Genomic DNA, 12734 nt, shown 5'->3' with positions numbered 1-12734 from the left:
AGAGCTGTTCAGTCAAAATAATGCGGACTTGATCGCCATCACTGATGGCTATGCTAGAGTGCACAAATAATTCGATAACGGGCTCTACCGGATTACGTCGCCTCAAAGGGAAAGGGGGCCAACGCGACGCAACCGAAAGGGCCATGCTGGGGCTGTAATGCGCTATTTGCTGATCATCTTGCTGGGCTGCTTGCCCGCGCTCGCCGCAGCTGTGGATTTTGACGACGCGACCCGGCATCTGCCGCTAGGCAAAATCATGCAGGTGTATGAGGACCGCACGGCCAGTGCGACCATTGCCGAGGTCAGCTCGGCGGAATTTGCCGAGCGTTTTGTCACCCATAAAGAAGACGTGCTCAACGCCGGTTATTCCAACTCGGTGTTCTGGCTGCGCCTTGATCTGCGCTACGTCGCGCCGGCCAGCCAGGCCGCCCGGCAATGGCTGCTGGAGCTCGCTTACCCGCCGCTCGATCACCTCGAGCTGTACCTGGCCGACGCCCGCGGCCATTTCAAGCTGGCGCAGCGCACCGGTGATGCCCTGCCGTATGCCAGCCGGCAAATCCAGCAGAACAACTACCTGTTCGAACTACCACTTCAGCCCGGCCAGCCGACCACGGTGTATCTGCGCCTGCAGAGCGAAGGCTCGGTTCAAGCGCCGCTGACGCTATGGTCGGTGAATGCCTACATGGAAGATCAGCCTACCCGCCTGTATGTGCTGGGGATGATCTATGGCGTGTTGCTGGTGATGCTGGTGTACAACCTGTTCATCTACATCAGTGTGCGCGACGTCAGCTACCTCTATTACATCCTCTATATAGCCTCGTTCGGCTTGTACCAGGTGTCGGTCAACGGCGCCGGAGTGGCGTATTTCTGGCCGGACAGCCCGTGGTGGGCAAACGCGGCGACACCGCTGTTCATCGGTGCCGCCGGCTTGTTCGGCTGCCAGTTTGCCCGCCACTTCCTGCAGATGGGCCTGCTCAGCCGCGGCTTCGACCGGCTGCTGCAAGTGCTGATGCTCGGCGGCGCGCTGGTCATGGTGCTGGCGGTGACCCTGCGCTACGGCGTGGCTCTGCGCATGGCCACGGTGCTGGCGCTGCTGTTCACCGTGAGTATCTTCAGCGCCGGGCTGTACGCCTGGTGGCGCGGGCTGCGGGTGGCGCGCTGGTTCATCATCGCCTGGTCGGCGTTTTTGCTCGGCGGGCTGGTCAATACCTTGATGGTGCTGGGCTATCTGCCCAACGTGTTCATTACCATGTACGCCAGCCAGCTCGGCTCCGCGCTGGAAGTCGCCTTGCTGTCGCTGGCTCTGGCCGATCGCATCAACAGCTTGCGCGAGCAGCAGGCGCAGACCCTGCGCGACACCGGCCAGACCCTGGAGCAGCTCAACCAGCAACTGGCCCGCAGCAACCGTTTGAAGGACGAGTTCCTGTCGACCGTGACCCACGAGCTGCGCACCCCGATGAATGGCGTGATCGGCTCGCTGCAGTTGATGCAGACCCTGCCGATGGACAGCGAACTCAGCCAGTACCAACACACCGCCACACGCTCCGCCCAAGACATGATGGTGATGGTCGACGACATCCTCATCCTGAGCGAACTGCAGGCGGGCCGGCTGCGTGCGCATCTCTTGCCGTTCAACCTGCGCCGCGAGTTGCAGGAACTGCGCGCCAGCTTTGCCGGGCGGGCCTTGAGCAAAGGCCTGTACCTGAGTTTGGATATCCCGGCCGACCTGCCCGACGAGCTGGTCGGCGATGCGCCAAAGCTGATGCGCTGCCTGCGTTGCCTGGTCGACAACGGCTTGAAGTTCACCGAGCAGGGTGGGGTGATGATCAAGGTCCGTGGCCGCCGGGTTGGCCCGCACAACCTGGCGCTGTCGTTTATCGTCAGTGACAGCGGCATTGGTTTTGATGACCTTGATCAGGCCACGCTTTATCAGCGCTTCTTCCAGGTCGATGGCTCGATGACCCGGCGCTATGGCGGGCTGGGCATCGGCCTGTCGATCTGCCGGCAGTTGGGCGATTTGCTTGAAGCGAGCCTGTCGCATGAGTCGACCCGCGGACTGGGCAGCCGTTTCGAGCTGACCCTGAACCTGAGCGCGGCCCAGGTACAGGCGCCGCCGGGCCGCGTTGCCAGGTTCTGAGTGCACGGCGTTGTCGTAAAGCGCCGCCGCGATAGGCCGATTCGTCACTTTGACTGACCGCGCAACGGTGCTTCACTGGCAGTCCAAGGCCAGCACGGCACCAGGAGCGCGCCCATGAACCTGCACCAGTACGCCGAGACTCACCAGGTCAGCAACCAGCCGCCTTCATTGGATGGCGCCAACCTGTACCGGCTCGATCTGCCGTTGCAGCAATGGTCACAGCGCTTTGGCGCCGGCTGGGCGCAGGCGCAGCTGGACAGCTATGGCGCGCTGGCCGGTGGGCCGCTGATGGCGGCGGGGTTTCTGGCCAACGCGCACAAGCCCGAGTTCCACAGCCACGACCGCTATGGCCATCGCATCGACCTGGTCGAATTTCATCCGGCCTATCACCAGTTGATGCGCACTGCTGTCGAGCATGGCTTGCCATCCTTGCCCTGGGCTGCGCCGCAGCCTGGTGCGCATGTTGCCCGCGCCGGGCTGACCTATCTGCACTCGCAAGCTGAAGCCGGCACCGGCTGCCCACTGACCATGACCTTTGCCGCGGTGCCTGCGCTGCGCGTGCAGCCGGAGCTTGCCGAGTACTGGCTGCCCAAGCTGCTGGCCCGCGACTACGACCCGCGCAATGTCGGCGACCGGCACAAGGCCGGTGTCACCCTCGGCATGGCCATGACCGAAAAGCAAGGCGGCACCGACGTGCGCGCCAACACCACGCGGGCCTATCCGGTCGGCGCCGGTGGCCCCGGCCAGGCGTACGAACTGGTCGGGCACAAGTGGTTCTGCTCGGCGCCGATGTGCGATGCGTTTCTGACCCTGGCGCAGACCGACAAAGGCTTGAGCTGCTTTTTGCTGCCACGCCATCGCCCCGATGACAGCCGCAACCAGTTCTATATCCAGCGCCTGAAAAACAAACTGGGCAACTGCTCCAATGCTTCCAGCGAAATCGAATTGCGCGGCGCCCTGGCGTGGATGATCGGCGAAGAGGGCCGCGGCGTGCCGACCATCATCGAAATGGTGGCGATGACTCGCTTCGACTGCATGGTCGGCTCCAGCGCGCTGATGCGCCAGGCGCTGACCCAGGCCGCGCACCACTGCGCCCATCGCCAGGTCAGTGGGCGCCTACTGGCCGAGCAACCCTTGATGCAGAACGTCCTCGCCGACCTCGCCCTGGAAAGCGAGGCCGCGCTGGCGCTGAGCCTGCGCATGGGGCAGGCATTGGACCAGCTCGAAGATCCGCAGCAGGCGCATTTCGCCCGGCTGATGACTGCGGTAGGCAAATACTGGATCTGCAAGCGCGCCCCGGCGATGATCAACGAAGCGGCGGAATGCATGGGCGGCGCGGGCTACGTCGAAGACAGTATCCTGCCGCGGTTGTACCGCGAGGCGCCGGTCAACTCGACCTGGGAGGGCTCGGGCAATGTGCAGTGTCTGGATGTGCTGCGTGCACTGAGCAAGGAGCCCGGTATTCAGGACGCGTTGTTCGCCGAGCTGGGCGATGGCCACGGCGAACCGCGGCTGGCGGCGCATATTGCCAGGCTCAAGAGCGCCTTGGCCGACACCAGTGACATCCAGTACCGCGCCCGCCAGCTGAGCGAAGACATTGCCCTGGCGGTGCAGGCCAAACTACTCCTCGAAGCGGGCAATGCGCAGGTCAGCGATGGCTTCATCGCCAGCCGCCTGGGCGGCTCGGGCAGGGTCTACGGCGCCTTGCCGCGCGGTGTCGACGTGCAGGCGCTGGTCGCGCGGGCGACGCCGCCGTGGCCGTGCTGAGGCTAATGCATCCGCAGGGGTGTATTTGCTACCGAAGCAAGGCAAGATGGCTGCACGCATGACAGAAAACAGGAAGCCCAGCGTGAGCCAAGCGTTTGTAGTCGTTGATACCCCCGAACAGGCCGTCGACCGTCTGGCGGCCCTGCATGAACAGGCCACCGGTGCCCTCAGTCAGGCCCTCAAGCGTTACCTCAAGGACCGCACCGAACCGGACGCCGAAGAGCGCGCCCTGTACCGCTACCCAGCCTTGCGCCTGACCTACTACAGCAACGGCGAAGTCGCGGCCACCACCCGTGCCTATGGCAAGGTCCAAGTCGCTGGCACCTACAGCGTCACCGTGACCCAGCCTGAAGCCTTCCGCAGTTACCTGCTCGACCAGTTGCGGCCCCTGATGCACGACTACACGGTGACCGTGGAAGTAGGCGTCAGCGAGCAGAACATCCCCTACCCGTACGTGGTCGAGCAGGGCGATGAACTGGCCGGCACCGGCATCACCGCCGCCGCCCTGGCGCGGGTGTTCCCCAGCACCGACCTGTCGGCTGCCACCGACGATATCGCCGACGGCCTGTGGGACTGGAGCAATGCCGACAATCTGCCGTTGGCGCTGTTCGACGCCGCCCGCGTGGACTTCTCGCTGCGCCGCCTGGTGCACTACACCGGTAGCGACTGGCGCCATGTGCAGCCATGGATCCTGCTGACCAACTACCACCGCTACGTTGACCAGTTCATTGCCCATGGCCTTGAGCAGCTGCGTGACGACCCGCGCTTTGTGCGCATGGTCTTGCCCGGCAACGTGGTCATCGATAAAGGCCTGAACGAAGGCGAGACCCAGGCGCTGGTGGCCAGCGTGGTCTGGCACCGCTTCCAGATGCCGGCCTATCACCTGATCGCCGCCGATGGCGACGGTGTGACCCTGGTCAACATCGGCGTCGGCCCGTCCAACGCCAAGAACATCACCGACCACCTGGCCGTGCTGCGCCCGCATTGCTGGCTGATGATCGGCCACTGTGGCGGCCTGCGTCAGTCGCAGACCATCGGCGATTACGTGCTGGCCCACGCCTACATGCGCCGCGACGGCATTCTTGATCGAGTGGTGCCGCCGAACATTCCTATCCCGGCCCTGGCCGAGGTGCAGATGGCGTTGCAGGAAGCAGCGGCGCAAGTCACCGGCGAGCGCGGCGACGAGCTGAAAAAACGCCTGCGCACCGGCACCGTGCTGACCTACGACGACCGCAACTGGGAGCTGCGCTGGGCCCAGGAACGGCCGCTGATCAACCTTTCGCGAGCGGTGGCGGTCGACATGGAAAGCGGCACCATCGCCGCCCAGGGTTATCGCCTGCGGGTGCCTTACGGGACCTTGCTCTGCGTGTCGGACAAACCCCTGCACAGCGAGATCAAGCTGCCAGGTTCGGCCAATGCGTTCTACAACCGCGCGGTCAGCCAGCACTTGAAAATCGGCATCGCCGCGCTGGATCTGCTGCGTACCGAGCTCAATTCGTTGCACTCGCGTAAACTGCGCAGCTTCGATGAGCCGCCGTTCCGCTGAGGATCCATGCCCCTGCCACCCCGTTCCAAGCCGCGCGGCACCCCAGCGCCGCGGCCTGCCGGCCCCCGCCGGCCGGCCAAGGCGCCACCGGCCGAGCCGCGCCTGGTGCTGTTCAACAAGCCGTTCGACGTACTGACCCAGTTCAGTGACGGCGACGGCCGCGCCACCCTCAAGGATTTCATCGATATCCCCGGGATCTATCCCGCCGGGCGCCTGGACCGCGACAGCGAAGGCTTGCTGTTGCTGACCAACGACGGTCGCCTGCAAGCGCGGATTGCCGACCCCAAGCACAAGCTGGCCAAGACCTATTGGGTCCAGGTTGAAGGTGAGCCCAGCGAGGAGCAGTTGCAGCGCTTGCGCCAGGGCGTCGAGCTCAATGACGGCATGACCTTGCCAGCCGAGGCGCGGCTGTTGGCCGAGCCGCAGTTGTGGCCACGCGAGCCGCCGGTGCGCTTTCGCAAGAGCGTGCCGACGGCCTGGCTGGAGCTGGTGATTCGTGAAGGGCGCAACCGTCAGGTGCGGCGCATGACCGCTGCGGTCGGCTTGCCGACTTTGCGTCTGGTGCGGGTGAAGATCGGCGACTGGACGTTGGACGGGTTGGATCAGGGCTGCTGGCGCGACGCACCGCCCAAGCTGTAGATGAGCAGGGCGTGTGCGTCAGACGCCCTCGATCATTCCCACCACCACGCTCTTGATGATGAACGCGAGCACGCCCAGGCCGAGCACGAAGAACAGGATCAGCGTGCCGAAGCGACCTGCCTTGGATTTTTTCGCCAGGTCCCAGACGATGAATCCCATGAAACCGATGAGAATGGTCACCAGGATGATCATCATCCATTCTTCGAATTTTTCAGGATCCATCTGTGCGCTCCAGGCAGGCTCAAGCGGCGGAGTATACGCCCGGGCCCCTCAGCTGTTAACGCAGGTGGGTCAATGGCAGCTCGGTGCTGGCCAGAACCTGGTTGAGCACGAAGCTGGAACGCACGCTGGTAACGCCTTCGATGCGGGTCAGACTGCCCAGTAGCAGTTTCTGGTAATGGTCCATGTCCGGCACCACCACTTTGAGTTGATAGTCGGCATCCATGCCGGTCACCAGACTGCACTCGAGCACCTGCGGCAGGCTGCGCACGGCGGCTTCAAACGTCTCGAAACGCTCAGGGGTATGCCGGTCCATGCCGATCAAAACATAGGCGGTCAGGCTCAAGCCGAGCTTCTTGCGGTCCAGCAGTGCAACCTGGCGCGAGATGTAGCCGTCGTCTTCCAGTTGCTTGACCCGACGCGAGCACGGCGAGGGCGACAGGCCGATGCGCTCGGCCAGTTCCTGGTTGGAGATGCGCGCATCGCGCTGCAATTCGGCAAGGATGCTCAGGTCGTAGCGGTCGAGCTTGCTCATGAAAGGGGCCTTTTCTGTTCGGATTGCGGCGAATTATCAATCCAGGGTTAAAAATTGCGCAAGTGCTATTTATCTGAGCAATCTTCGCAATCCTGTGCCGGGCTCTGGCCGGTATCTTTATCAACAGAATCACTGCCCGGACATCAGTCCACGGCGACCGGCCCAGAAGGCCGCTCGCGGCCCGCGATCAACACGATCAGCCGGCCCCCGGGCTACGCACTGTCTACCAGACGGGGTGAGGTGAGCCGGCGCCACAAGTGCCGAGCACGGACGACAATTGCAAAGGGAGGCCACTTGGCCTCCCTTTTTTATGGCTGGATTTTCATCTGCCCACGCATGCTGCGCGGTAAACTGGCGGCAGTTGCGGTTTTACTTGTCGAGAGGAATACCATGAGGTCGCGCGGCTGGCAGTTGGCAGGGGTAGGTGTGCTGGCAATGGCTATCAGCGCCGCAGTGCAGGCGCAAGGGCCTGGCGATGGCCGTGGGCCACAAGACCCGAATGGCGGCGGTAGTTCCGGCTCGTCATTGAATTCTCGGGATGAAGTACGCCAGACCGAGCAACCCCGTCAGGGTTATTACCAGGACATCCCGCGCCGTGGCCCCGACAATCGCCATTGGCAGGCGGGCGGCCCCGGTCAGCGCCCCGGTGACAACTGGTCAGGTCGCCCCGATGGTCACGGCAATGGTTGGGGGCCAGGCCCGCAGTACCACCCCGGGCAGGCGATCGACCGCTTCCCCGAACAGCACTGGAAGGTGCCCTATCGCGGCCGCGATTATTTCTACTCCGGTGGCTACTGGTATCAGCCGCAGGGACCTCGCTACGTAGTGGTGCGCCCACCTTACGGCGTGCGCGTCGGTTACCTGCCGCCGTATGCGCGAGAAGTCTGGCGCGGCGGTGCGCTGTTCTTTCTGGTCGCTGACACCTACTACCAATACCTGGCCGACAGTCGCGAGTACGTGGTAGTGAATCCACCGGTCAGCCAGCCTGTGCCACCGTTGCAGGCCAACAGTGGTTATGACGTGGTTGCTTACCCAAGCTACGGGCAAAACCAACAGCAGCAGGATCAGGACCGCTATCAGTGCCATCGCTGGGCTGTCGAGCAGTCCGGCTTCGATCCGGCCCAGGCCAGCTATGCGCCGGCGGCAAATGTCGCCGACCTGTATCGGCGCTCGCTCGGGGCGTGCCTTAGTGGGCGTGGGTACAGCATCAACTGATAGCGCTCGTTTCTGATTTTTTTGTCTGGTTCGAGTATGTCGGGGGCTGCTTTGCAGCCCTTTCGCGACACAAGGCCGCTCCTACAGTTGACCGCGCAAACCAGGCGTTACGCGGTCCCTGTAGGAGCGGCCTTGTGTCGCGAAAGGGGCGCAGAGCGCCCCCCGGCGTCCTGACTGACATCACAGCGGGTCGGCATGCACCATCACATCCGCCTGCGGATAGCGCTCGCGGATCACTGCCGAGGCTTGCACGCACAGCTCGTGGGCATCATGCAGTGACAGCGTGCCGGGCAGCTCAAGGTGCAGTTGCACAAACCAGTAGCTGCCGGACACGCGCGTACGCAGATCATGCGCGCCGAGCACCCCGGGGATGGCCGTGACCAGCGCCAGCATCTGCTCGGCGACATCGCCGGGCAGCTCCTTGTCCATCAGGATCGCCGTACTTTCCCGAGCAATCTGCACTGCACTCCAGAGGATATACAAGGCAATGCCCAGGCCGAACAGCGCGTCCAGCTGCGGCCAGCCATAACCGGCCAGCAGCAACGCCAGCAGGATGCTGCCGTTGAGCAACAGGTCGGAGCGGTAATGCAGGGAATCGGCACGCACTGCGGTCGAGCCGGTGGCCTTGATCACTTTGCGCTGCAGTGCCAGCAGGGCCACGGTCAGCACCAGCGATAACACCATCACACCGATACCGGCCGCCGTATCACCCAGCGGCTGCGGTGACTGCAGACGACTCACCGCCTGCACCCCGATCAGCACCGCGCTGGCGCCGATGAACAACGCCTGGGCCATGCCGGCCAGCGCTTCCGCCTTGCCATGGCCAAAGCGGTGATCGTCGTCGGCCGGGCGCAGGGCGTAGTGCACTGCCAGCAAGTTGAGCAGCGAGGCCACCGCATCCAGCGCCGAGTCGGTCAGCCCGGCCAGCAGGCTGACCGAGTCGCTCAGCCACCAGGCAATCGCCTTGCTCACCACCAGAATGCAGGCCACCGCCAGCGAAGCGCGAGTGGCCAGGCGGAGCAAGCGTTGCTGTTCGGCAGTGGGCGTCATGCGTTGAGCATCCTGCGAAGTGTCAGGCGGCCGGGATCAGGCCGTAGCTGGCCAACTGCTCGACGCTGCCGCGGTGCTGGATCAGGCGCGGGTCGTTGAGCGGCAGGCGCTGGCCCAGTTCGCTTTCGAGAATAGCCTGCAGCTTGCTGTTGTCGATGCTGCCATCGGCATTCACCGCCGGCTTGAGCTTGGCCGGGTCGACCTGGGCGGTGGTGCCGCCGGGGTAGTAGATCGCGCCAGTGGCAAAGTCGACACCAAAGGCGATCAAGCCCGGGATTACGTAGAACAGAATGCCGATGGCATCGAGGGCGACGATCACCGGGTCGACCTTGCCTTCGATCTGGCCACGGCGATCTGGATAGAACAACGTGCCGCAGGCCGTCAGCTGAGTCAGCAGGGTGGCAACCAGGGCGCCACCGATGACGCGGGAATGAATGCGCATGTAAATCTCCGATGGAAAATCGCAACGAAACAGGCCAGCGGCCTGCTGCCGATAGTATGACCTATCGGGCCTCGCCCGGTTCGCCGTTATACTCGGCGCCTCGTTCGAGGACCACCATGATTTCATTACCAATCGATGCCGTACTGCCCGCCCTGCGCCAGGCGCTCAGCGCGCGCCACGAAGCCGTGCTGGAAGCGCCGCCTGGCGCCGGCAAGACCACCCGCGTGCCGCTGGCCCTGCTCGACGAGCCGTGGCTGGCCGGCCAGCGCATCATCATGCTCGAGCCACGCCGCCTGGCCGCTCGGGCCGCAGCCGAGCGGCTCGCCAGCGAGCTGGGCGAGCAGGTCGGGGAAACGGTCGGCTATCGGATTCGGCTGGACAGCAAGGTCGGGCCGAACACCCGCATCGAAGTGGTCACCGAAGGCATCCTGACCCGCCGGCTGCAGTCGGACCCGGCGCTGGAAGGTGTAGGCCTGCTGATTTTCGACGAGTTTCACGAACGCTCACTGGACGCCGATCTGGCGCTGGCGCTGACCCTCAACGGGCGGGCGCTGCTGCGCGACGAGCCAGCGCTGAAAATCCTCTTGATGTCGGCAACCCTCGAAGGCGAGCGCTTGGCGCGCCTGCTCGACGACGCTCCGGTGGTCAGCAGCCAGGGCCGCATGCACCCGGTAACGATCCAGTGGGGCCGGCCGATGCAGCCGGGTGAGTTCGTCGAGCCGCGGGTGGTCGACTGCGTGCTGCAGGCGCTGGCCGATCAAAGCGGCAGCCTGCTGGTGTTTCTGCCCGGCCAGGCCGAGATCCGCCGAGTCCAGCAAAGCCTGCAGGAAGCCGTCGGCGAGCGCTCCGACATCATCCTCTGCCCGCTGCACGGCGAGCTTGACCTGAACGCCCAGCGTGCTGCCATCGAGCCGCCTGCCAGCGGCCAGCGCAAGGTGGTGCTGGCGACCAACATTGCCGAAACCAGCCTGACCATCGATGGCGTGCGGGTGGTGATCGACGCCGGCCTGGCGCGGGTGCCGCGGTTTGACCCGGGCAGCGGCATGACCCGCCTCGACACTCAACGCATCTCCCGCGCCAGCGCCACCCAGCGCGCCGGGCGGGCAGGGCGGCTGGAGCCGGGCGTGTGCTACCGGCTGTGGTCCGAAGCGCAGCATGAACAATTGGCCGCCCACGGCACCGCAGAAATTCTCCAGGCCGACCTGGCCGGGCTGGCGCTGCAACTGGCGCGCTGGGGCGTGGGCCCGGACCAGTTGAGCTGGCTCGACCAGCCGCCTGCCGCTGCCTACGCCCAGTCGCAAGACCTGCTGGCCCGGCTTGGCGCCTTCAAACCGGCCAGCCGCAGCAACCTGAGTAGTCATGGCCAGGCCATGGCCGAACTGCCCGCGCATCCACGGATCGCCCATCTGTTGCTGCGCGGTCAGCAGCTGGGCCTGAGCGAAATGGCCTGTGACGTCGCCGCGCTGCTGGGCGAGCGTGACATCCAGCGCGGTGGCGGCGCTGATCTGCACAGCCGGCTGGCACTGCTCAGCGGCCAGAGCAAAGCAGTGCGCGGTGCGCAAGGCGGCGTGCAGCGTGCCCGCCAGTTGGCGCGCCAATACCGCGGTCTGCTGCGTGGCAGCGCGCAGACGCCGGTCGTCGACCCGAAGCATCCACGCTGGCTCGGTGCACTGCTGGCGCTGGCGTATCCAGACCGGGTTGCCCAACAGCGCCGTGAAGGCAGTGCCGAGTACCGTCTGGCCAATGGTCGCGCAGCGTTGTTTGCCGAGGTCGATGGGCTGATGAAGTGCCCGTGGCTGGTGATTGCCGACCTCGGCAGCCGCCAGGGCCAGCGTGAAGAACGGATCTATCTGGCTGCCGAGTTCGACCCTGAGTTGTTCGACGGCGTGCTCGCCGAACAGGTGCAAACCCTCGACCTGCTCGACTGGGATGAGCGCGAGCAGGTCCTGCGCGCCGAGCGCCAGCGCAAGGTCGGTGAGCTGGTGCTGAGCCGTGAAGCCCTGCCGGGGCTCAACGATGAAGCCCGCGCGCAGGCGCTGCTCGGGCTGGTCCGACGCAAGAGTCTGGCCTTGTTGCCGTGGACCCCGGAGCTGCGCCAGTGGCAAGCGCGGGTGGCTCTGCTGCGCCAGCTTGATATGGCGCAGAACGGCGCCAGCGACTGGCCCGATCTGTCTGACCAGGCCCTGCTCGACAGCCTCGAAGATTGGTTACAGCCGTATCTGGGCAAAGTCTCGCGGCTCAGCCATTTCGCCCAGCTGGATCTGTCGTCGATCCTGCGCAATCTGCTGCCCTGGCCGCTGCCGCAGCGGCTGGAAGAGTGGGCGCCGCAGCATCTGGATGTGCCCTCCGGCTCGAGCATCCGCCTGGACTACAGCGAGACGCCGCCGATTCTGGCGGTGCGCCTGCAAGAGCTGTTCGGTCTGGCCGACACCCCACGCATCGCCCAGGGCCGCCAGCAGGTCAAGCTGCACCTGCTGTCGCCGGCACGCCGGCCAGTGCAGGTGACCCAGGATCTGGCCAACTTTTGGCGCATGACTTATGCCGAGGTGAAGAAAGACCTTAAAGGCCGTTATCCCAAGCACTACTGGCCTGATGATCCGCTGATCGCGCAGGCCACCGCGCGGGTCAAACCGCGAGGGACCTGAGCAGTGAGGGCTAGCTGGTTTTTTGCAGGAGGAAGGTGGCGATCTCACTTTCGCTGATATTCAGGTAGTTGAACCGGCCAGGTTGGTGATGGGGAGTGTCTTCCAAGGTACCGACTCTGTGTCCGAGGTGGTCGCGCAGATGACACAGCAGGCCTTCTTCGGTCTCTTGCAGGGGTTCAATTTTCCAGTAATCGGTCACCTCTGCGATCCAGTAGAAGCCCAGATAGCCGTTCGTGCTGACTCCCAGTCTGCGCGGTACCTGCGGGGCGGAGCCTTGCTTGCTCCGGCCAGGGATGTGCAAGTGATAGTGCAAGCGGTTGTCTTCCATCGAGTGGTAGTCGAAGGAGATGATCAATGAAGGTTCATTGCCCCCCGTTTGCAGCCAGTCGTTTTCTGGGCTCACGCCCCAAGAGAACTTATCGTTCGGCTGGCTCAGCCGCAGTGGCGTATTTCGACCCTCTTCATGCAGATACAGCCTGGCGCGAAATGAATTGGCGTATGTATCGATGATGCTTGGGTTCATGGAGTGTGCCTCGCAG

The 12734-nt window shown here is 64.4% G+C and carries 11 protein-coding genes; 6 read left to right on the top strand and 5 right to left on the bottom strand.

The annotated features are described in order from the left end of the window. The first annotated feature begins 157 nt into the window (after window positions 1-157). The 4 genes from K3F44_RS16420 to K3F44_RS16405 all read left to right on the top strand — a co-directional run bounded on the left by K3F44_RS16420 (window position 158) and on the right by K3F44_RS16405 (window position 6089). Entirely contained in the window at window positions 158-2137 is a 1980-nt protein-coding gene (locus K3F44_RS16420) for a hybrid sensor histidine kinase/response regulator (protein ID WP_220632609.1), read from the top strand. 114 nt (window positions 2138-2251) lie between these two features. Then, a complete protein-coding gene (locus K3F44_RS16415) occupies window positions 2252-3904 on the top strand; it encodes an acyl-CoA dehydrogenase family protein (RefSeq protein ID WP_150570964.1) in 1653 nt (550 codons plus the stop codon). A 58-nt stretch (window positions 3905-3962) separates the two neighbouring features. Further along, a complete protein-coding gene (gene amn / locus K3F44_RS16410; protein ID WP_188036719.1) occupies window positions 3963-5450 on the top strand; it encodes an AMP nucleosidase in 1488 nt (495 codons plus the stop codon). 6 nt (window positions 5451-5456) lie between these two features. Beyond that, a complete protein-coding gene (locus tag K3F44_RS16405) occupies window positions 5457-6089 on the top strand; it encodes a pseudouridine synthase (RefSeq protein WP_220632608.1) in 633 nt (210 codons plus the stop codon). 18 nt (window positions 6090-6107) lie between these two features. On the opposite strand, the gene K3F44_RS16400 is transcribed toward K3F44_RS16405, so the two are convergent. Next, on the bottom strand, window positions 6108-6311 hold the full coding sequence (locus K3F44_RS16400) for a DUF2788 domain-containing protein (protein WP_101322238.1): 204 nt from the start codon (window positions 6309-6311) through the stop codon (window positions 6108-6110). Between the two features lie 55 nt (window positions 6312-6366). Beyond that, on the bottom strand, window positions 6367-6843 hold the full coding sequence (locus tag K3F44_RS16395) for an Lrp/AsnC family transcriptional regulator (RefSeq protein ID WP_101322237.1): 477 nt from the start codon (window positions 6841-6843) through the stop codon (window positions 6367-6369). Between the two features lie 390 nt (window positions 6844-7233). On the opposite strand from K3F44_RS16395, the gene K3F44_RS16390 reads away from it, so the two are divergent. After that, window positions 7234-8058, top strand: a complete 825-nt coding sequence (locus tag K3F44_RS16390) for a DUF6515 family protein (protein ID WP_181107859.1) — start codon at window positions 7234-7236, stop codon at window positions 8056-8058. 180 nt (window positions 8059-8238) lie between these two features. On the opposite strand, the gene K3F44_RS16385 is transcribed toward K3F44_RS16390, so the two are convergent. Next, window positions 8239-9108, bottom strand: a complete 870-nt coding sequence (locus K3F44_RS16385) for a cation diffusion facilitator family transporter (RefSeq protein ID WP_101322235.1) — start codon at window positions 9106-9108, stop codon at window positions 8239-8241. A 22-nt stretch (window positions 9109-9130) separates the two neighbouring features. Continuing rightward, the gene (locus K3F44_RS16380) at window positions 9131-9550 is read right to left on the bottom strand and encodes a polyribonucleotide nucleotidyltransferase (protein WP_101322234.1); all 420 of its coding nucleotides are present in this window, start codon (window positions 9548-9550) and stop codon (window positions 9131-9133) included. Window positions 9551-9666: 116 nt separating this feature from the next. Here K3F44_RS16380 and hrpB point away from each other — a divergent pair, with 116 nt between their 5' ends. Beyond that, window positions 9667-12195: an ATP-dependent helicase HrpB gene (gene hrpB, locus K3F44_RS16375; RefSeq protein WP_220632607.1), complete on the top strand. Its 2529-nt coding sequence runs from the start codon at window positions 9667-9669 to the stop codon at window positions 12193-12195. Between the two features lie 10 nt (window positions 12196-12205). Here hrpB and K3F44_RS16370 read toward each other — a convergent pair whose 3' ends face one another. Next, window positions 12206-12718 carry a hypothetical protein gene (locus K3F44_RS16370; RefSeq protein WP_188036716.1) on the bottom strand — a complete coding sequence of 171 codons (513 nt, stop codon included), beginning with the start codon at window positions 12716-12718 and terminating at the stop codon, window positions 12206-12208. Between the last annotated feature and the right edge of the window lie 16 nt (window positions 12719-12734).

The organism is Pseudomonas sp. S07E 245 (genome assembly GCF_019599025.1).
Taxonomy (GTDB): domain Bacteria; phylum Pseudomonadota; class Gammaproteobacteria; order Pseudomonadales; family Pseudomonadaceae; genus Aquipseudomonas; species Aquipseudomonas shirazensis.
This window is presented reverse-complemented; position numbering and strand designations above follow the sequence as displayed.